The organism is Longimonas haloalkaliphila (assembly GCF_055379825.1).
Map to the genome: position 1 here is coordinate 630,745 of NZ_AP043948.1, position 20,488 is coordinate 651,232.

A 20,488-nucleotide genomic window follows, 5' to 3' on the forward strand; every position below is an offset into this window, starting at 1 on the left:
CCGCTTTTTGCAGCGATGTTTCGCGCCAACTGAGCGCGTTACTGGTGCCACTGGCAGAGCAAACTATCCACAAACTACCGGTAGTAGCCCCGCTCCTCATCGCGCACACGCACGACTTCTTTCACCTCGTCGCTATCGAGTGTTCCTTCGCTCATGCGATCGAGCAACGCGGCGACCTGGCTGGCTTTGTTGGGGGCCTGCCGCCATTCCGGGTGGGCTTGCTCCACAAGGCTTACCAGGATACGCAGATAGGGGTAGCGCTCAGCGGGCGAATCGAGCTCGGCGACCGCCTGGGAAAATAGCTCGGCATTGCGACCAACCTGACGGTCGACCATCTTTTCAGTATAACGCATAGAAATAATAAGGGTCGTAGACGTGTCATGTGTGCAGCAGGCCCGAGAAACGAGCATGCCGGGGTAGTGGGTAGATATTCGATTACGTATGCATCCCGTTACGTGTTGCATCTGAACGAAGCTGAGACGCTCAGGGATTAGAGAACGGGTAATGAATCTCCCCCTTTCTACTCCCGTACGTAAATAACACTCCACTAAGAACACTGCAATGCTATGAGTACGCAGTCAGGCGAGTACACGAGCTCGTACCGGCTCGAATTGCTACCTACCGTTCCCGCCTTTCACCGCCGCGCGTTGCGCGACAAACGGCTCCGTAAAGGGCAACTCGTCTATTATGGTCCGCATCCCACGTTTTACGGGATTGGCGAAGTGAAGCGCGTAAACGGTCCGAATGTAGCGGTTGACTTTCGGGGGACCGGCACGTTCGACGTGCATGAGGAGATCATGGACCAGCGGTATCTCATCCGCATCCCCCAGGACAAGATGGAACAGCTGTAGCCCCAACAGCTGTAGCGCCGTGTCGCCCTAACACATCTAAACACATCTGCAAGTAGAGGCCAAGGTAGAGAGGTAGGCTTGTTAAGATACGCACGGTATCAATTTTCAGACAGGCTAATCCGGAAGCTAAACCCGCCGTCGACATTGGTGAACGACGGACGGCGGCTGTCGCCCTCAAAGCGCTCGTACGAGACGAAGAGCGTTCCGTTTACGCGCTGGCTCAGCCGGTACGAGAGCTCTGGCTGAATGGTTGTGCGCACCGCCTCGGTCTGAACCGATACGTTATCTCCGCCCAGAGCATCCTCGATAGTGAAGTCAGGGTCTGACGCGGCATCGCTGAGGGCGCGCGAGAGCAAGAAACGTTGATCGTTTTCGGCGCGTCGGCTCGCACGCAGCGATAGCGTGATGCGGTTTTCGAGGCGTGGTAAGAATGGAAGCTGAAAGTTCTGTGTGCTATAGTTGAGCCGCACGGCAATCTCGTTGGAGCGGCTCTCCTCAATATTCAGATTCGACGTGCTCAGGAAGATTCCGGTAGAGGCGTTCCACGATACGTTGGTGCTGAAGGTAGAAGACCAGCGCACATCCACACCGATTAGCGGTTCGAAGCGCCGCTCAATGGTTGTACGTCCAAACTCGAAATCAGGGCGCTCATAGTTGATGGCTGCACCGGCAAACGATACGGCCGTGGTGTCGCCGGCTGCATCGAGCGATCGGAACTGCGCGTTGTACGACCCCACATAGGCGTGCTCGAGCGTAGCGCTGTTCACAAGCGACCGGATCAGCGGCCACTCCCCGAATCCTGTATAGGAGATGCGCCAGTTAGGGAGCGGGATCGGTAGGAATCCGCCCTGGCCCATAGTGCCGATGCTACTCAGATACGCGAGCCGGGTGTCGCGCCCTACGCTGCTGTTGGTAAGCGCCACCTCGTCGGCAACGCGCACCTCGCCAGGATCCGCGGTCTGCGCTTCCCGGAGGCGATCGAGCTGCCGCTGTACCAGGGTTTCGTAGCTACCAAAGGCCCAGGCCGACACGGTGTTACCTCCCGATTCGGTACGCCGCCGTTCGGTGCCTTCAGTGGGACGGCCTTGCTCGTCAAGCGCAGGAAACAGGTCGATCGATTCGCTGCTGTTCCATCGTACGTTCCAGTTCAGGTCAACCTGCAACGTGCGGCTGAGCGGGATGCCCGTGCGCCCTTCGAGGCGATCTTCGTTACCAAGCACATTGGTGGTAATGGTCTGCAACGAGTCGCTGATAAGGCGGCGATTGGGGTCGATAGAGCGGCTGAATCCAAACCGGTAGCTCAGGGGCGCGCCATCGCCACGCGCGGCATCGAGAAAACTGTGCGACGTGTTAACGGTGCCGTCGTCACCAATCGAGCCCAGGTTGTTGAGGGTGGTGTTGCGGCTCGCTGTGTAATTAACGGATATGGGGCGCAGGTCAATAAATGCAAGGGCAAGCCGTCGCGCCAGGTTCACCGGATTCGGAATCGGAAGGTCAGAGAACGAGGGACCACTGTCCTCTTCATCCTCATCGTCCCCGTTTTCAGACGCGTCCTCTTCAGAGCGCCCGTTTCCGCGCGCAGGCTGGCCGCTCTGGCGGTTGCGATCAGCTGCTCGGAGGCGATCCACAAAGCCGAATCGGTCCCATACACGGCCGGTTTCAAGGGTAACCCCGCTCCTGATCTGGGCATTGTTTGACGCGGTGGCGCCTTGCAGGCTGCCTTCATTGGCGTTCGACCACTGGTAGTCGGCCCGGTACGAAATGTCTTGCAGGCGAATCCAGTCGAAGGCGTCGCCTTCGAGCAGGCTGGGGCGCAGCGTAGCCGTGAAGCGTTGTGAATAGTCGGTCGTGCGCGGGCTGCCATCGCCGAAGAAGAGCGAACGGAAGACCTCGCCCTCAGAGACCGGGCGAAGGCGCTCTTCTTCAAAGACACGATTGGCGTCGACCTCGGCCTCTGTGATATCGCCATCGGCGAGAGCTTCTTCAAGCGTCTTGCCCCCAATGGCTCGCTCAATAGCGGTCTGATCCGGATCCACCACCAGGACAGCCAGATCGGAGCGCGTGCCGATCTGGTTCAGGCTCTGGTCGGTTGTGGTGCCAAAGCTGGTAGTCAGGAACGAAAAGGGGGCGTACTGCAGGGTGCCCTGGCGGTTGTGCGTGAACCGCTGGTTTTCACGGAACGGGTTGGCGATCCGGTCGGGCAGGCCCTGCTCATCGTTGCGGATGTTGGTCGCCCGGTTGCGGCGCTGGTCGAAAGAGCGGCGGGCGCTGCTGTTGAAGCTAAACGAGTCGGGCACGTAGTTCCACTCCAGGCCGCCCAGCCGGCTTAAAAGGGGCAGGCCTTCCAGGAACCAGAACGGCTGCAGGGTGCGCGGGCGTCCGAACGACGTGTTATAGTCGAACGAGCCCGACCACTGCCACGAGTTGTCGAGGCGCTGTCGGGGACTTCGTCCTTCGCGGTCGCTGTAGCTCATGTTCAGAGAAAGGGCGTCGACTGTGTAGCGCATGAGCCAGCTTGACGAGTTGCTCTTCGAGAGCCCAAAGGTGAGCGACCGGTCGAAGCTAACCGTCTGTACGGCAGTGCGCAGGCTGTCGCGGGCCTGGGTGCGAAGCGCGTCGGTGAGTGCGGGGTTGTCATCGATCTGAGCTTCAACCTCACTGATCTGCACGTCGCCCCGGTTGGGGTCGAACCGGGGGGTAGAAGCGTTTGAACGCATTTCCATGGTGAGCGGGATGCGCCAGTTGTGGCGGGCGGGCAAGAAGCGGTCGAGGCTAAAGTCGGTGCGCACGGTCCACGACTCCGAGTCGCTCTGGTCGCGATCGGTGAGCGTGCTCGACAGCGCTCCGAATCCGTCGGTGCTGCGGTTGAAGTTGGCGCGCACGTTGCCAAAGTCAGCCAGTTGGATGTCGGCCCGTGCCGTTGCAGCCCAGCCGCCTTCTTCGTCGTACCCGGCCACCCGCAGCTCGTCGACCCAGAGCGTGACATCCCGAAGCGGAACGGAGTCGTCGCCTACGTGGCGTACACCAATAACGACGCTGTTTACCGAGCTGAGCGAGGGGGTACCTTTAATCCCGATGCGGGCGCCCTCGGGCGAGTCGGGGGTCGGTACGCGAAGCGTTCCGTCGGCACCCACATTTGTAAAGAGCGAATCGAGGCGGGCGTTTTCGGTATCGCGCGCCACCTTAAGCTGGTTCAGGGCCGAAACGGCGACGTTTACCTCGTTCTCAAGCGGCCACAGGTCGAGGCGTGTGTCGGTGCCATCAGGCACGGTACTCGCAGTGAGAGGTTGTTCGTACTCGTAGTAATCCCCGACCTCGTTGGTGCCCAGGCGGATAAAGAGGCGCAGGTTGTCTTCGAGGGCACTTCGCGTCACCTGCGAAGAGTTCTCCCCGTGCACGTGGGCGTACATGCGGATGTTCGAGTACTTGAGCAGATCGAGCCCCTGCGTGAACGTTTTGAAAACACCCCGCTGCGTCTCCGAGATCATCTCATCAACGGAGAGCACCATCGACTGCTCGCGGGCTTGCCGCTGGGCGCCCCGGCTGCTACGATCGCGTCCGATAATTGCGCCCAGGGGCGGCAGATACGTAGGGTTCTCCTCGTTGTTGATGCTTGAAACGAGCATCTCGCCGGGGCCCGCCATGAGCGAGTCTTCGGTAGCGAGGCGGTCAGAGGTGCGCCACTGGCTGCCGACCAGCTCAAACGCCGCCATGCGGACGGTAATCGGCACCTCGTGGCCGCGTGTCCAGAGGCGCATGGATTCGATGTTGCTGAAGTCCTCGATATTGCCCACGCGCCGCGTAAAGTCGCGCACCGGCACGCGCACCTTGTACCACCCGTCGCCAACCTCGCCCACCACGTAGTTGTTGGTGTTTTCGGGGCGGGCTTGCTCGTCGAGTGTAGACCGGCTCAGGGGAATTTCGTACTCGTAGTAGTTGTTCTCCAGGTTTACGCTGCCGGTGAAGCTAAGGTCTTCTGTTGCCGGACTACGCGAGCGGCCCCGAGCCTCAGATACGTTTTCGGCGAGCCGGCTCTGGCCCTCGAAGCTGTTGAGCTCAATGCCTGAAAAGTAGCGGCTAAAGCGCTGCTGGATGGTCGCCCCGTCTGGATAAAGGCTTGGAGGGAAGATCTCAGGGTCTTCGTAAAAAAGATGATTGGTGTAGAAGTGATACTCGTCGCCCGAAGGGTCACGCTGCGCACGAGCGATCTCGGCATCGAGGCGCGCCAGCTGCTCGCTGCTGAGCCCGGCCCGGTTCACCTCGTCGAGTGCATCCAGGAAGTCGCGAAACTGAAACTGCTCGGTCAACTCCTGCGGATAGCCGCCGGTATGCGACGACACGAGTCCGTCGAGCCCCAGGTCTTGCGTGCAGTTACTCTGCACATCAAGCGCACCGTTCTGCTGTCCGGTGGGCAGGCGGGCCCATTCGTTGAAGCTGAAGCTGCCATCGAAATTGCACGAAAGGCCGTCTTCGGCATTCAGGCGACCGTCGGGGATGATGTCTTCGGAGATCGTGCCGAGGTTCAGGTACAGAAGGGCATCATCACCCGCATCCTCAAAGTCGTTCTCGGCATAAGGCTTGAATATAAACTCGACAAACTCGACGTTCTGCAACGAGAAGTCGTTGAACCCCTCGGGCAAGCGCCGGGTCATGCCGCCCCATGCTCGTTCGGGCTCACGCACGAAGTCGTCGAGCGCACGGGTATAGTTGTACGGGCCGCGCTCCCAGGGGCTGAAGTAAAGGTCGAAGGTGCGCAGCGTACGATCGGCTTCGCCGCGCAGGTCGCGGTTGGGAAAGACGTCGCGCGTATCTACCAGGTCGGAGGCGGCCGGATTGCCCCGCACCGAGGAGCGCCCAGCTACGCGATCGCGGTTGCTGGTGTTGAGCTGATACCAGCCGAGCAGTCCGCGCCAGTTGGTACGCAGCGAGTCGTCGGTCATGGTCGGGGAGTCAGGCGTTTCGCCGGGGAAGTGCGGCGGCGACGAGATGATCCAGGCCTCGGGCTGGGAGCGGAGCGAGAAGGTATTTCGGAAGCCCTCAAAATCGTCGATAAACGAGATCCCTCCGAGCTCGTCGTCGTCGAAGTCGAAGCCGGAGTCGCGGAGGTCGTCGCGGGCCCGTTCAAACGCATTGGTCTGTGCGTGGCCCGGACGCAGCTGGGCAAACTCGCCGGAGAGGGAGATGCGGCTGTCGGCGCGCGTCTGAATGAAGGGAAGCGCATCTACACCGCGTGTAAGCCAGCTGGGCTCCAGGTCAACCGCGCCGTCTACACCCCAGATAGTGTTGCGAATTGGCTCCTCGCCGATGCGAAACTTGTCGATCGGGGCGCGCTCGCTGAGCCGCATGACGGTTGCGCCCAGTGAAAACCGGTCGCGCAGCGCGTAGTCGGCCCGAGCGCCCAGCAGCGTTTTCTGCTGGATCTGGGCGAGCGTGTTCTGCTCGTAGTTGATCTCAATGTCGCGTCCCGATGTAAGATACGTGGGGTTGGTGATGCTCACCGTTCCGCCCTGGTAGTCGACCACGTAGTCGACACCCTCTTGCAGCGAGGTGCCGCCCGAGCGCACGTCGACCGAGCCCTCAACAATGCCTGCGAAAGCGTCCAGATCAAAGAACTCCTGCACGCTGCTCTGGAACGAGCCCCGAATCCGGAAAACGTTTTTTCCGCTGTTGTCGCGGGCTGTCTCTTTTTTCTCGCGGTAGAGATCGCGAAACGCAAACTCCTCGCCTACCGCCGGGCCGCTTCCGCTGGCTTCCGCCACGTCTACGATGCGCTGCCCGAAGGGCTCAAGGTATGGGAAGACCAGCAGGCCTTCGTCGGGAATAATGGTGACGCCTGGTACGAAGTCGAACTCGTTATTGGAGCGGGGCGCCCCGTCGCGGTCGAGCCGGTCTAAGCCAAGTACCTGCAGCAGAGGCGTTTGTCCGGCAACCTCGTTAATCGTGCTGGAGGCAGACCGCCCCGACGGCTCGTAGTCAATATCCAGCTCGAAGTTGTCGGCGGTAAAGTTGCGTCCACGCAGCGGGTAGAGGTGGCGCATCTCCAGGTACCATGCTGCCGGATTGGTCTGTGTGCCCGGCTGCACCGGATTTGAGGGGCGAAGCATTTTCAGGATGAGCCGGTCGTCGTCGATGCCCCCGCTGGCCCCTCCCCCGTCGGCTGCAAAATCGCCTACCTGTATCGACTGGGCGCCTTGTCGGTATCGGAAAGACACGGCGATAGCTTCGTTTGAGCGCAGACGCTGCTGCAGCGAGATGTAGCCCAGCCGGTCGTTCAGCCGGTAGTCGCGCCCTTCTTGAAGGCGACGGTACGAGCCTACCTGGAAATCCTGATCGCTAAGGGGCTGCTGCAGTCCGCTCGTCAGAATGGCCGACGGGGTGGTCGTGGCGCCATCGCGGAGTGCATCCAGGTTGCCCTCGGTGTACTGGTGGTTGGCGCTACGAGGCAACACGGGAGTGGTAAAGCCGTCGGCTTCGGTGAGGATGTCGACCGGCTCGCCTACGTCGACCATGGCCACGCCGCGCCGTACGTCTTGCGCGTCGGGGTCAGGCGAAGTCTCGAGGCGCCACACCTCAACATCGGTGATGCGGTCGAACCCGTCGAACGTTGTAATCGCTGTGGGATCGTCGAGGGCGTCGTTCCAGCGGTTACGAAAATAGTAGCTCAGGAAGAAGTGCTTGCTGTCGTCGTAGTCGGTGGGGAGCAAGTCGAACTCGGTGCGCTCGGCGCCGCCCTCAATCGAAAGCGTATTGCTCTGTCCGTCTTGCTGGCTGGCTACAGCGGTAATGTTCAAGTTGCCAAACTGCAGTTGGCTCTTAAGCCCAAACAGGCTCTGGCCGCCGCGAATAAGTGATGAAGGCGTATCCAGAAAGACGTTTCCTGCCTCAACGCGCTGCAAGATCTCGTCTTCGTATCCGGTGTAGAGGATACTGATCTGATTCTGGTACTCAAACGGGTTGTTCGTATCCCAGTCGACATCGATCTGCAGCTTGTCGCCGATGGTGCCGGTAATGCCGAGTTGAAGATCCTGCTTGAAGTCCGGGTCGATCTGGCCCGCCTGGCCGGTGGTAGCGGCGCGCTCGGCGCTGGTTCGGTAGTTGAAGCCCGCATCGATATCGGCATTTCCAACGACACGCAGGTCGACCTCTGGCGATCCAAAGATCGTCGAGAACGCGCTACCGCGCCCACCAGGCACCACAACGCTGAGTCCCAGCAGTGGGTCTGCGCGTGCGGCCTGCTGCTGACGCGCACTGAAGAGGTCGCTCCAGGTATCGTTGCGGTCAGACCGGTAGCGCTGCGCCCGGTAGCGGTCGGCGTCTACGCGCCAGCTGCGTCCGTCGGGAGACGTAAGGCGGTAGGATTCGTTGGGCGTGCCGAAGGTGAGCGTATCGAACGTCGCCTCGGGAGCGGGCATACGTGGCTGGATATTCGGCGTGGTACGCCCCGATGCTGCGGGAGGACGTGCGAACAGTCCGCGTTGCGAGGGGGGCGCCAGGAAGCGCTTAGCCCGCGTGTAGGTCGTATCGGTATGGGTGGTGTCTGCAGCGATCGCACCCGTAGAAATACCTACATCGAGCAAGGGAGCATCATGCTCGGTGGTATCGCGAATAACAGCGGAGGCGGGGCGGGGCGCTGCATGGGAACGTGCTGCGTATGCATCCGACTGATTCCAGCCTGACGAATACAGCTGCGAGATCGTTGCGCTGGATGAGGCGGGAACGGCCGGGGAGTTCGACGCGCCAGATGCTTCGTTGACCGTAGGGGAAGTGATCGCAGGGAGAGGAGGGGGGGGCAGTGGAAGATGCGGGCACAAGGTCGCCCCAGAAGAGCGCTACCGACGCAGCAACGAGCCCGGCAAGGCGATAGGTCGCCTTCCAGGTGAGAGAGTATGTACGTGGGTTCGCAGAGAGGCGCAACGGCACAGATCCAGATCCAGCAAAAGCAATGTTGAAGTCCTGTTTAGCGATGCACGTCTGCTACCACTCATCTGCGCGCCTGCATGAATGCTGCATACTGGCACAGCAGACAGACAAGGGAGGGCAGATGCGTTTTACCAGGTAGCAGAGAGAGCGGACTAAACGGGGCGGGTAAACTGCTGCTTGCCGAGCAGTTTCAGAAACACAGTAGCAGTTCGTGCCGATACAGAGCGCGGTTTAGTTCGAAACGGTAAAGAATGGAATGTCCTGTAGAGGATTCCAGCGGCTGATAGCGCGGGGCACACAAATGGTGCGAAGTTAGGGCAAGGCATACAACAGGTTGGTACAGGACGAGCAGGATCAGTGCGTGGTGCACAGCGGATGCGTGCATCTACTGTGAGCGCACTGTGAGCGCGCCACAAGTACGCTGGCAAAACCCTGCGTACATGTAACGTAATCGAATCGGTGCTTTATCGCAAGTGAATACCGTCATTTGTACGTGCGATGAGAGAGCATGCCATCCTGAAAGGTTCATGCTTTTCAGGGAGAACACGATGCATGGATACACCCGGAACGCAATGCAGGAACGCAATGCAGGACGGAATATGCAATACCGGGATGTGATTCAGGCACCGGTACGGGTCGTCTGGTTTTATCGCGGTACTCCCTTGACGCTTTTCGTAGCGGTGCGGGTTCCCGGAGAGGTCTGGGGAGCCGAGCTGCGACTTGATCGATTAGCGGGCGGGTGCTTTGCTTGACTCCTGTTTGTCGGTGATGCGCACATGGCCATCGTGCCACGACTCTTTGATCTCCAGGCCGTATGTTTTCAGGGCCTCGCAGTACTTGTCTTTCGGTACGATCGCTTCAGGCACATCGGCGCCGCCCCCCGAGATGGTGCGTCCGGCAATCATCTTGGCAACGACCACGATGGGCAGACTGGTACAGCGCATCATTGCCGTGAGGTTATGCTCCTCGTCATAGCGCTCTATCATCTCATAGATGAGCGTTTTGGGATCGCCATCTTTGATCCCTTGCACCATAACCCGCATGAGCACTGCATCTTCGTAGTCGCCACTGAGGCGGTCGCGCATGCGGCGCACGAGCAGGTCGCGGTATGTGAGATGGGTGCGTACGCCAATTTTACGGTCTTGCCCAAACCCGAGCCCAATCATAAACCGCATCTGATGCACATGGCCGGGCCACCGAATGGTCTTGTGGTCGAACGACGTAAGGTGCTCAGAGAGCGTATCGGTGAGCGTAGAGAGGCCCCCTTGCGTGCAGAACGCCTCCATGTTATCGAACGGACCATCAAAGTGGATGGTCTCGTCGTTTGTGAGGGCGTCCACCTCAACGAGCTCGCCATCCACAATGTGTTGGGCGGGGCGCGTGTAGTCGTCAATGATGCGCTCGGCCGACCACGAGATGCGAAAGTTGAAAGGCGGCTCGGGATGCAGGGGGACGTCGCCCACCCGGATCGAAGCGGTTGTTGCTTCATCGAATTCCTCGATGCCACGCATCGTGAGCACGTTCACCAGGCCGGGCGCGAGGCCGCAGTTAGGCACAATCCAGACTGCTTTCTCGCGGGCTCGTTCGTCGAGGGCCAGCTCCTGTCTCACAAGGTCCTCGTTACCGCCCAGGTCGCAGAAGTTAACGCCCAGGTCGAGGCAGAGCTCGGCCATATCGGGGTTAAGCTCGGAAGGAGCGCTGCTCACCACGCAGTCGCTTTCGCGAAGAATCTGAGACAGCACGCCAAGATCGCGGGCATCCACCTGAAACGAGCGGAGCATGCCATTGTGCTCAACCGAGCTGTGTAGATCTTGCAGGGCACGAGAGCGCGTATCACAGACCTGCACCTGGTCGACATCGTCGTGTCGACACAGTTCGCGAACGATGGCCGCTCCAATAGCACCGGCCCCAACGACAGTAATGGTCATGATGCGGAAAGTCGAGTGGTAAAAAACGTATTAGGCAGGGGGATGCAGGCGCGCTGTTTCCCTTACACCGCGTTACACCGCCCCCCGTCCCTCAAGCGCCCGGGCAAGGGTGGCCTCGTCGGCATACTCCAAGTCGCCCCCGATAGGAAGCCCGCGTGCGATGCGCGTCAGCGTCACGTCGAACGGCTCCAGGAGCTGCGCAATGTAATACGCCGTAGTGTCGCCTTCCACGTTAGGATTCACCGCCAGAATGATTTCGTTCACTGGCGTCTCGTCATCTGAGGTGTCGGGTGTCTCGGTGGATGACGCTGTGTCGGCAGATTCTGAACCGGATGGTTCGGCATCAGACGGCGCACTGGCTGCGGTGCCGTTAGAGGAAGCAGCAGCGTCTTCATCAGACGCATTAGACGACCCCGGAAACGACGGGTCGATACGCTGCGCGAGCTCTCGAATGCGAAGGTCGTCGGGGCCTACCCCGTCGAGCGGAGAGATAACACCGCCCAGAACGTGGTAGAGTCCGTTATAGTCGCCGGTGCGCTCAATGGCAAGCAGGTCGCTCGACTCCTCGACCACACAGATGGTAGAGCGGTCGCGCCGGTGCGAGGCACAGATGGGGCACGGGTCTTGATCGGTAACCACGAAGCAGGTGCTGCATTGCATCACCTGCTCTTTCACGTCAATGAGGGCCTGCGCAAGCGCCTCGACCTCGTCACGCGGCATTTTAAGCACGTGGTTGGTAAGGCGCTGCGCGGTTTTGCGGCCAATGGTAGGCAGCGTAGCAAACTGTTCTACCAGCGTTTCTACCGATTCAGATGTAAACTGCATGAGGCAGCCGGGGCACAAGAGAGAAGAGACACAGGGCGTGCGCTGTAGCACAAACGACGCTTACAGTGCTTAACAGTGCAAGCTTACAGCCCGAGCTGGCCGAGGTCCATGCCAGGAGGTAGCATGCCGCCCATCGAGCTTTTCATTTCCTGCTGGGCCATCTCAGACGCTTCTTCAAGGGCCTTGTTGACACCTGCAATGACGAGGTCTTCGAGAAGCTCAATGTCGTCGGGGTCAACAGCATCGGGTTCGATTTCGATGGCTGTGATTTTCTGGTTGCCGTTGGCCGTTACCTTGACCATGCCACCGCCTGCTTCGGCGGTCACTGTCTTTTTGCCGAGCTCTTCCTGAGCCTGTGACATCTTCTGCTGCATGTCCATCATCTTTTTGAACATGTCGCCCATGTTGGGTCCACCATTAGCCATAATACTGATGCTTTGCGTCAAAGAGAGTAAAGAAAAATAAGGAAGCCGCTGCTTAAGCAACAGCAACCATGCAACGTACAAGGCAGGCTGTCGATCCACAAGTGCAGGGCGGCTACCAGACCGGCTCAGCCCCAAACATCTTGAAAAGGTCATCGAGTCCGTCATATTTCGCCCGTAGCGCCTTCATCTGCTCGCGCGGACTCATGGTTTCGGTGTCGGTCTGTGCGGCTGTCTCGGTGTCGGGCCGGCGTACGTCGATCTCGATGCGGTCAATCTCGTCGTGCAGCGCGTCGGGCAGGTGCGAGAGGAGCGTGCGCTGGTGGTCCATGAGGCTGTCGCGATGCAGGCGCTTGGGTACGCTCAAGCGCATGGTCCCATCGTTGAGGGCGGCGGGAGTGGCCTCGCCCAGCAGGCTCCCCACGCTTCGACGTGCTTGTTTGACGCGCTCCACGTAGTCTTCCCAGGTCCGCGACAGTTCGGCAAGCTGGGCGGTCTGGGCGCGCGGCTCCGTGGCTACGCTGGTAGGAGCCCCACCCGAGAAATGGGAGGATGAGGAAGCCGGGTCTGCATTGCGTGGCGATCCACTCTCCGGTGATCCGTCGCCCGATGCAGGCGCGCTGCCGTCGTCGTCGGAGAGGGCAGGCGGATTGAACAGGTCGTGGTAGCCCGTGTCGTCTTCTGCTTCGTCTGCAGGGCCTGCAGAGCCGCTTGATGGCGGTGCATCGACATCGGAGGCGGATGCGGAACGGGGCTCGGAGGCAGGATCGTCGGCTGGCGTGTCGTGTGGGGCATCCTCCGAGGCGTCTTCTGGGGCGTCCTCTGGGGCCACAGTCGACCCAGACTCGTCATCAGCGTCGCTGTCGGTATCGCTGCTGGCATTGTCGGCCGGGGGGGCTGGCTCGTCGTCGAGCGCCGCCGGGGGAGCGGGCGGTTCGGACGCTGAAGACAGTGCGGGCTCTGATGGGGCGTCGGCGGCGCGTGCGGTGAGCGATTCGGCAGCGGGCGCGCCAGCCGTGCCAGACGATCCGGATGTGTTACCGGAGTCCGCATCTGCCGGAGGAGCCGTAGAGGTCGTGTCCGACGCGCGTGGGCCTGTGCTCGACGGCGTGGAGGTGTTTTCTTTCGCCTGCGAGGCCGGGGCTTCGGAGCCAGACGGAGAAGCCGGGCTGGTATCGGACGATGAGGGGGGCACGGCGTGCGCATCCCCCTGTGACTCACTCTGTGATGATTGCTGTGATGCAGCGGCATCGGCAGAGACCGTGGGCAGGGTGCCGTTTTCGGCGTGGGCCTGTAGCGTGCTGAGCTGGTTGAGGGCCTCTTGCAGGTCGCCGGCGCGCGAGAGGTGCGCCATGTTGAGGAGGGCGAGTTCGAGCTTGAGGCGCGGCTGGCTGCTCTGCTTGACGTCGGTTTCGGCCTCGCCGACGATCATGAGGAGGCGCAGCAGGTCGGCTTCGCTGAAGCGGCTGCTGCTTTCGACGTAGCGTGGGCGGCTGGAGGCGGCGATGTCGGAGAGCGCGTCGGGGCCCAGCGTGTGCGCCACGAGCAGGTGGCGGAGGTGCTCGGTGAGTCCGGCCAGGAATTCTTGTAGATCGTAGCCCGTGCTCATCACGCGCTGCACCAGCTGCAGCACCCCGCCGCTGTCGCTGTTCGCCACGTGGTCAACCAGTTGAAAGAACAGGTCGCGGTCGACCACGCCGAGCGCCTGGGCGAGTTCGCTGTAGGTGAGGGTGTCGCCACAGAGCGAAACGGCCTGGTCGAAAGCCGAGAGGGCGTCGCGTAGGGCGCCATCGCCTTTGCGGGCAATGAGCATGAGCGATTCTTCGTCGGCGGTGATGCCTTCATTGTCGCAGATGTGCTGCAGCCGGGTTACGATGCGGGGCACGGGTATGCGCCGAAAGTCGAACCGCTGACAGCGCGATAGGATGGTAGGCAGCACCTTGTGCGGCTCGGTGGTGGCGAAGATGAACAGCACGTGCGGCGGCGGCTCCTCAAGCGTTTTCAGCAGCGCGTTGAAGGCTGCATTCGAAAGCATGTGCACCTCGTCGATGATGTACACCTTCTTCTGGCTGCCCTGCGGCGGGATGCGCACCGACTCGCGCAGTTCGCGGATATCGTCGACCTTGTTGTTGGAGGCGGCATCAATCTCGAAGATGTTGAGGCTGCGGCCTTCCTCGAACGACTGGCACGAGTCGCAGGTGCGGCATGGCTCGGCGTTGTCGGGGCGCTCCTCCAGCGGCGTCTCACAGTTGATGGCTTTGGCCAGGATGCGCGCCGCGGTGGTCTTGCCCACGCCGCGCGGTCCGCTAAAGAGATACGCGTGAGCCAGGCGGTCGAGCCGAATGGCATTTTTGAGCGTGTCGGCCACGTGGTCCTGGGCTACCAGGTCGGAGAACACCGCCGGGCGGTACTTGCGGGCGGTAACGAGATAGCGGTCGGCCATGGCGTAGGCAGGGACGGCAAACAGAAGGAGCGAAGGCGGACATGGACGTACAATATACGGGCTGCACGACATGCCGTCAACCCGTGTACGAAGCAACGGGTACAGCGTTGCGGCAGGAAGCGAATGGGGGTGCTTGCATGTCAGTCTGCAATACTTTAACCTATTACTACCAAAGTAGTATTCGAGTTTTTGAGACGTTGAGTATGGTTGACATGCGGTTGATAGTTTATGTTTTAACGATTGGTCTAACTGCTGCCTTCGTTTGTGGGTGTGTACCTCCTCCCGAGGAAGCGCTTGTTGATCGGGGATATGCGTTGGAAACGCAAGACTTTTACGACGCGGCACGAGTTGCATTACGTGACGTCCGTATCTAAAATACTACTGTCATAGTATTTTTATAAAAGCCATATAGCGACTATGCGTGCATCAAACTTCATACTGATCGTTCTTTTTCTGCTGGGCTCCTCGGTCTTTAGCGTGTATGCACAATCAATCGAAATGGGAGCCCCCCAGCAGGTGCCTATTCAAGATGCGGAGGTCCCCCTTGATGCCGTTCATTTTGTGGAGCCCATAGGTGAGGACTCGCTGGTCATTGCTGACGGCACAGGGCGTCTTGCGCTTTTTGTCGATGGTGCGTATGCAACCGATCTTGGCGAGCAAGGCCAGGGTCCCTGCGAACACCAGTCGATTCTGGCAACCGACCGTTATGAGGCACTGCTTTTTGGGCTTGATCGTGGCCAGCAGCGGCTTTTGGCATACGATGCGGCATCGGGCGCCTGTCTCGGCCAGATACAATCGTCAGACCTACGGCGTGCCACGGGGCTTGCCAGCACCGAGTCGAACCTGTTTCTTACGCGGGGGCAGTACACATCGCAGACCGAGTCCGATACCCCGCTTTTCTTTCGTGTTGAGCGCGAACAGACGGTAGAGGATGGACCTGCAGAGGGGACCGTTGTGGTAGAGGCGTCGTTCACACTGGCTGATCTTGATCCGGTTTTGCTTCCTGTTCCGCTCAGTGTGCGAACGCCCGTGGAAACGCATGGGACATCGGTATATTTTGCGCTCCCGTTATCTTCGAAGATTGTTCGATATGACCGCGAAACTGAGCGCTTTTCTTCGTTTGGTGTTAACCTTGCACTTCCAACAGCCGATGAGGTCGCATCACTTGCCCCTGAAGACTTATTGCCGCTGGTAGAGAGCGACATCGAGTTCGTTGAGCACCTGCACGTCACGGATGATCATGTGGTGGTTGCTTCGCGGCGTGGAACGGGCCCTGACGGAGTATGGCGTGTACAGGTATATGACCATGGCGGCGCAAAACAAGGTGTACACACCTTTGAACGTCAGATCGTTAGTCTCACGGAAAAATACATTGTGCAACTCATGACAGGTGAGACTGAAGAGACAGTATATACTGTCAGCAATCTACCATATGCGTTGCCATGATGATATTCATGCTTTCCAACCGCTTCTTCAGAGGCCTTAGCGCACTCTTCGCGCGGAAACGCTCTATGCCCCGAAACTTTCACGTAGCACAGACCGTGTGCATTGATCTGAACACTGTAGCCGCACCCCGATATTGCTAAAGGGCCTGTTTCAAACCCATGAAAAAAGATCTGCACCCCGAGTACACGTCGCTGACCGTCAAACTATCAGACGGCACAACCATCGAGACGCGTTCTACGCTCGACGCTGAAACGTACGAGTCGGATGTCGACTCGACCAACCACCCGTTCTACACGGGGCGCCGTCAGTTTGTAGATACCGCCGGACGCGTTGAGAAGTTTAACCGTCGCTACGGCCTTAACAAAGATACCGACACCGAGGACGCCGACGAAGAAGAGGCGTAACGTATCTGGGGCTACCCGATATCGGAAGGGGCGACCTGTACTGCAGGGCGCCCCTTTTCTATTTGTGCTCCGTTTGTGCTCCGTGATTTTGCTTCTGTTTCCCCATCACCCACCTGTTATACCGTATGTCGACCCCGCTGAACCCCGTATCGATCATTACCCGGAAGCGTGATGGCCACGCCGTAGACCCCGACGACATCGCACGCCTTGTGGCGGCATACACACGCGAGGATGTGCCGGACTATCAAATGAGCGCCTTTCTGATGGCGTCGTTTCTGCAGGGGCTCAACGACGTAGAGGCGGCCGCACTGACCGATGCGATGCTGCATTCCGGCACGGTCCTCGACCTGAGCGATACGCCCGGCGTTAAAGTCGACAAGCACTCGACCGGCGGCGTGGGCGACAAGGTGTCGCTTATCCTGGCGCCGATTGTGGCCTCGCAGGGCGTTCCGGTGCCCATGGTGTCGGGGCGCGGCCTCGGTCACACCGGCGGCACACTCGACAAGCTGGAGTCCATTCCCGGTTTTCGCACCGACCTGTCGATGCAAGCCTACAAGCAGCAGCTCGAAGACATCGGTATTGTGCTGATCGGGCAGACCGAGGAGATGGCACCGGCCGACCGCAAGCTCTACGCCCTGCGCGACGTAACCGGCACGGTAGAGTCCATTCCGCTCATTGCGGCCTCCATTATGAGCAAGAAGCTGGCCGAGGGAATCGACGCGCTGGTGCTCGACGTGAAGTGCGGACGCGGGGCGTTCATGAAGACGGAGGAAGACGCTCGCACTCTTGCTGAAACACTGGTCGCGATTGGCGAGGATCATGATACTCCCACGGTAGCGCTGCTCACGGACATGAACGTTCCGTTGGGGCGGACCATCGGCAACTGGCCGGAGGTGGCGGAGAGCATCGCCTGTCTGCGTGGCGAGCACGACGATACAGCGCTGATGGAGGTGACCTACGCGCTTGCCGGCGAGATGCTTGCGCTGGGCGGTGTGGCCGATACGCCCAAAGCAGGCCGCGAGCAGGCCCGTGCGGCCGTGGCCTCGGGCGATGCGCTCGACTGCTTGCGTACGCTCGTTGCCGCCCAGGACGGCGATACGGGCGTCATCGACGACCCGTCTACACGTCTGGGGGCCGCTCCGGTGGCAACGGTAACAGCGCCCGACGGCATGCAGGGGTACGTGACGGAGATCGACGCGCTGGCGCTGGGACATCTGGCGGTGGACCTGGGCGCCGGGCGACGCACCAAAGAAGACGATGTAGATCCGACCGCGGGGCTGACCCTCAACAAGCATGTGGGCGATGCGGTGGAGCCGGGCGATGTGCTCGCGCACCTGCATACGGCGCACACCGATCAGGTAGAAGCCTTTTCAGCGTCGGTACGCCAGGCATACACTGCAGGCGACACGCCTCCCGAACAACGCTCGGCAGTCTGGAACCGCTACACGGCGTCTGGCTGGGAGAATGCGTAGCCCGGATGTCCGGTCCGCGCGCTTCACTGCGTAACAATTTATGCAGGTCAATAGTAAGTAAGAATGCATGTAGCGTCATCCATACGTATACTGCATGCATGAATCGAACAAAAACCACGAGGTAAAGGCTGCGAGGGCTCTCGTGCCCGGCCCGTTTACGGCTCTTTGTATGCGGTCTGTATACGGTTTGCATACGACCCCAGCCGCTTTTACCCTGTCCTGCGATCGCGTACGTTACATCCTAACCGGCTGCGTTACCTATGATACTCTCAATATGGGCGCGTTTTAAGCGCGCGCTTCGATCCCTTTTCGGCGGGGCCGTTTCCGCGATGGAAAACCCGCGCATGATTCTGGAGCAGAACATCCGGGAGCTGAACGACCAGGTCCCCGAGATGAACGAAAACATCGCCACAGTCAAGGCGAACATGATCATGCTTCGCAAGGAAGCGGAGAAGTCGGAAGACCAGATCGACCAGCTTACCGCACGCATCAAAAGCGCCATTCAGTCTGATCGGGAAGACATCGCGCGGAAGTATGCGATGCGCCTCGAAAAAGAGAAGGAGAGCCTGGAGCGTACGAATCAGCAGCTTCAGCATGCCGAAAAGGCCTACGAAAAGGCGCTGAAGGTCAAAAAAGCGTTTATGCGCGAGAAGGAGAAGAAAATTCAGGAAGCACAAGACGCGCTGCGCGCCCACGAACAGGCCAAGTGGCAGTCCGAGATCGCCGATACGCTGGAGCAGTTTGAGGTGACGGGACTCGACCAGACGCACGATGAGATGGTGCGTAAGCTTAACCGCGAAACTGCCCAGAACGAGGCTCGCATGGAGCTGGCGCTCGATTCGGTCGACTCCGAAGCGCTTCAGATCGAAGAAGACGCCGAGGAAATCCGGGCCGCCGAGCTGGTCAACCAGTTCAAGATGGAGATGGACGGCGGAAGCTCTTCGGCGCGCGACACCGAAACTACGTCGGAAGAGACAATCGACCTGCCCGACGAGGTCGAGGAAGAGGCGCCGCAGAAGACCATCGGAAAGAAACAGCGCACGCAGTCGGAGTAGCTGCACCGGAAGAGACGCGCTCCGGTGTAGGGGGCTTTTTCAGAGGTAAAGGCTCTCAGAGATGAAGGTGGCATCTGTTGGGAAGAGGCAGGCTACGGCTACCAAACGTTACCGCTTACACTGTCTACCCGTTCGTTCTATGACCGACGATGAGTTTCAGCGCATTAAGGAAGCGGAAAAGCAGCGCCTACGTGCCCGGCGCACGCTAAAGGCGCTGAAGCAGGCTCTGGCCGAGCAGCGCGCCGGGGCGCAGGGTACGGTAGACCGCATGACCGATCGCATAAAGCAGCTGTTCGATGCGCACCGCGACGCCCTCCACGAGCTGCAGTGGGATACCGCCCGCATCCGCGCACGCCTGGACTTGATTCGCGACACCCTCACGCAGCCGTCCGATGCCAGTCGGGATGCCTCGGTGTCTGCGCACCGTACCACACGGCAAGATGACACGCGCCAGGATGAAGCCGCTGACCGAGCCGCCGAATCGGATGCGTCTGCGTCCGACCCGGATGTAGACTGGCGCATCCTGCAGGCTGAGAAGCTGGTCGATGAGATGCGTGCGCAGTTGGATGCGAACGCCCCGCCTCCATCGCAAAACGACGCCGCATCCCCCGAAACGCGAACAGGCAACCCAGCGTCCAAAAAAGACGCCGAAGACGATACGCCGGCCGATTCGCTTCCCGACAAGACCATCGGGCGCATCCCCCGTTCTTGATTGCTGCCCCCGTACCCCATGGACGAACCCAACTACACGCAAGCCGCCTTCCTGCACCCGTGGAATCTGATCTTTCTTACGGTGGGGTTGAGCATTGCCGTTGGAGTAGGAATAGCTACGGGCCTGTCTGCCTGGCTGCTGGTCGGGTTCGTGCTGGCCGCAGAGCTCATCATTCTGGGCGCGTTTCCGCGTAACGAGCGCTTTCAGCGTGTGGTGCGGGCCAACCACCGGGCCGAGAAGATGAAGCCGCCCACGAAAGAAGAGAAATACAAAAACCTGACGCGCCGGCAGCAGCGCCGGTACGCCCGGCTGCGTAAGCTCTGCTCCGAGATCGAGTCGAACTACGCGAGCCTCAACAGTGCCTCGCAGAAGCTGGTACAGCGCACCATGCGGAAGCTCGACAACATTCTGGATTCGTATCTCGACCTGCTCTACCAGCGCGACCGCTACCACGAAACCCTCGACAGCGCCACCGAAAATAGCATCCGCACGTCTATCGATACGCTCAAAGACAAACTCGACGACCTGCCCGACCGGGTTCGCTCTGTGAAGGAACGCCGCCTCAAAGTGCTGAAACGCCGCCTTGCGCGCTTCCAGCAGGCACGAGAAAATCTGGAGGTGATCGAGGCGCAGCTGCAGACCGTCGAAGATGTTACGAAGTATATCCACGAGCAGTCGTGGACGCTCCAAAATCCGAGCGAGATTACCCACCAGCTGGATGCGCTCTTCAACGAAGTGGAGCAGGCGCAGGAGCATGTGCGGGAGATCGAAGACGTGTTCAGCGACTCGAAAGAAATGCTCGACGATGACATCGACGCCTGGATGGATGAGGACGTGTCGCGCTCCTCTGATGCCTCGGGCACCCGCTCGTCGCGTACGCAGACTGGCGCGTAGCGATTCAACAGCACGTGGTTCGGTAGTGGATAGACGCTAAATGATAAAGCAATTGAATGCAGCAGCTCTCTCTTCTTCGAACCCCCTCTCCCTTATTTCGCTTTGCTCCATCAGTC

The 20,488-nt window shown here is 60.0% G+C and carries 13 protein-coding genes; 7 read left to right on the forward strand and 6 right to left on the reverse strand.

The window, feature by feature from the left end; genetic code table 11:
- Positions 1-74 precede the first annotated feature (74 nt).
- On the reverse strand, positions 75-353 hold the full coding sequence (locus ACZ48V_RS02475) for a DUF4290 domain-containing protein (protein ID WP_464541271.1): 279 nt from the start codon (positions 351-353) through the stop codon (positions 75-77).
- A 213-nt stretch (positions 354-566) separates the two neighbouring features.
- Here ACZ48V_RS02475 and ACZ48V_RS02480 point away from each other — a divergent pair, with 213 nt between their 5' ends.
- On the forward strand, positions 567-851 hold the full coding sequence (locus ACZ48V_RS02480; RefSeq protein WP_353561694.1) for a hypothetical protein: 285 nt from the start codon (positions 567-569) through the stop codon (positions 849-851).
- A 98-nt stretch (positions 852-949) separates the two neighbouring features.
- On the opposite strand, the gene sov is transcribed toward ACZ48V_RS02480, so the two are convergent.
- The 5 genes from sov to dnaX all read right to left on the reverse strand — a co-directional run bounded on the left by sov (position 950) and on the right by dnaX (position 14,389).
- A complete protein-coding gene (sov, locus tag ACZ48V_RS02485) occupies positions 950-8,428 on the reverse strand; it encodes a T9SS outer membrane translocon Sov/SprA (protein ID WP_464541272.1) in 7,479 nt (2,492 codons plus the stop codon).
- A 1,071-nt stretch (positions 8,429-9,499) separates the two neighbouring features.
- Entirely contained in the window at positions 9,500-10,699 is a 1,200-nt protein-coding gene (locus ACZ48V_RS02490; protein ID WP_464541274.1) for a saccharopine dehydrogenase family protein, read from the reverse strand.
- 72 nt (positions 10,700-10,771) lie between these two features.
- Positions 10,772-11,524 carry a recombination mediator RecR gene (locus tag ACZ48V_RS02495; RefSeq protein WP_464541276.1) on the reverse strand — a complete coding sequence of 251 codons (753 nt, stop codon included), beginning with the start codon at positions 11,522-11,524 and terminating at the stop codon, positions 10,772-10,774.
- An 83-nt stretch (positions 11,525-11,607) separates the two neighbouring features.
- A complete protein-coding gene (locus tag ACZ48V_RS02500; RefSeq protein ID WP_464541278.1) occupies positions 11,608-12,048 on the reverse strand; it encodes a YbaB/EbfC family nucleoid-associated protein in 441 nt (146 codons plus the stop codon).
- A gap of 13 nt (positions 12,049-12,061) precedes the next feature.
- Positions 12,062-14,389, reverse strand: coding sequence for a DNA polymerase III subunit gamma/tau (gene dnaX, locus ACZ48V_RS02505; protein ID WP_464541280.1), 2,328 nt, complete (start codon positions 14,387-14,389; stop codon positions 12,062-12,064).
- A 417-nt stretch (positions 14,390-14,806) separates the two neighbouring features.
- Between dnaX and ACZ48V_RS02510 the strand changes: the two genes are divergently transcribed.
- From ACZ48V_RS02510 to ACZ48V_RS02535, 6 genes are all read left to right on the forward strand, one after another.
- Positions 14,807-15,835, forward strand: a complete 1,029-nt coding sequence (locus ACZ48V_RS02510; RefSeq protein WP_464541282.1) for a hypothetical protein — start codon at positions 14,807-14,809, stop codon at positions 15,833-15,835.
- 158 nt (positions 15,836-15,993) lie between these two features.
- Positions 15,994-16,239 carry a 50S ribosomal protein L31 gene (gene rpmE / locus ACZ48V_RS02515; protein ID WP_464541284.1) on the forward strand — a complete coding sequence of 82 codons (246 nt, stop codon included), beginning with the start codon at positions 15,994-15,996 and terminating at the stop codon, positions 16,237-16,239.
- Positions 16,240-16,364: 125 nt separating this feature from the next.
- Positions 16,365-17,711, forward strand: coding sequence for a thymidine phosphorylase (locus tag ACZ48V_RS02520; RefSeq protein ID WP_464541286.1), 1,347 nt, complete (start codon positions 16,365-16,367; stop codon positions 17,709-17,711).
- Between the two features lie 260 nt (positions 17,712-17,971).
- A complete protein-coding gene (locus ACZ48V_RS02525; RefSeq protein WP_464541288.1) occupies positions 17,972-18,766 on the forward strand; it encodes a PspA/IM30 family protein in 795 nt (264 codons plus the stop codon).
- A 139-nt stretch (positions 18,767-18,905) separates the two neighbouring features.
- Positions 18,906-19,478 (forward strand): hypothetical protein, encoded by a 573-nt coding sequence (locus ACZ48V_RS02530; RefSeq protein WP_464541290.1) that lies wholly within the window; start codon positions 18,906-18,908, stop codon positions 19,476-19,478.
- Between the two features lie 18 nt (positions 19,479-19,496).
- A complete protein-coding gene (locus tag ACZ48V_RS02535) occupies positions 19,497-20,372 on the forward strand; it encodes a hypothetical protein (protein WP_464541291.1) in 876 nt (291 codons plus the stop codon).
- Positions 20,373-20,488: the final 116 nt, after the last annotated feature.

Coding starts and splice junctions, on each gene's coding strand:
- ACZ48V_RS02475 (WP_464541271.1), bottom strand. CDS start 353: ATGCGTTATACTGAAAAGATGGTCGACCGTCAGGTTGGTCGCAATGCC.
- ACZ48V_RS02480 (WP_353561694.1), top strand. CDS start 567: ATGAGTACGCAGTCAGGCGAGTACACGAGCTCGTACCGGCTCGAATTG.
- ACZ48V_RS02490 (WP_464541274.1), bottom strand. CDS start 10,699: ATGACCATTACTGTCGTTGGGGCCGGTGCTATTGGAGCGGCCATCGTT.
- ACZ48V_RS02495 (WP_464541276.1), bottom strand. CDS start 11,524: ATGCAGTTTACATCTGAATCGGTAGAAACGCTGGTAGAACAGTTTGCT.
- dnaX (WP_464541280.1), bottom strand. CDS start 14,389: ATGGCCGACCGCTATCTCGTTACCGCCCGCAAGTACCGCCCGGCGGTG.
- ACZ48V_RS02510 (WP_464541282.1), top strand. CDS start 14,807: ATGCGTGCATCAAACTTCATACTGATCGTTCTTTTTCTGCTGGGCTCC.
- rpmE (WP_464541284.1), top strand. CDS start 15,994: ATGAAAAAAGATCTGCACCCCGAGTACACGTCGCTGACCGTCAAACTA.
- ACZ48V_RS02520 (WP_464541286.1), top strand. CDS start 16,365: ATGTCGACCCCGCTGAACCCCGTATCGATCATTACCCGGAAGCGTGAT.
- ACZ48V_RS02525 (WP_464541288.1), top strand. CDS start 17,972: ATGATACTCTCAATATGGGCGCGTTTTAAGCGCGCGCTTCGATCCCTT.
- ACZ48V_RS02530 (WP_464541290.1), top strand. CDS start 18,906: ATGACCGACGATGAGTTTCAGCGCATTAAGGAAGCGGAAAAGCAGCGC.
- ACZ48V_RS02535 (WP_464541291.1), top strand. CDS start 19,497: ATGGACGAACCCAACTACACGCAAGCCGCCTTCCTGCACCCGTGGAAT.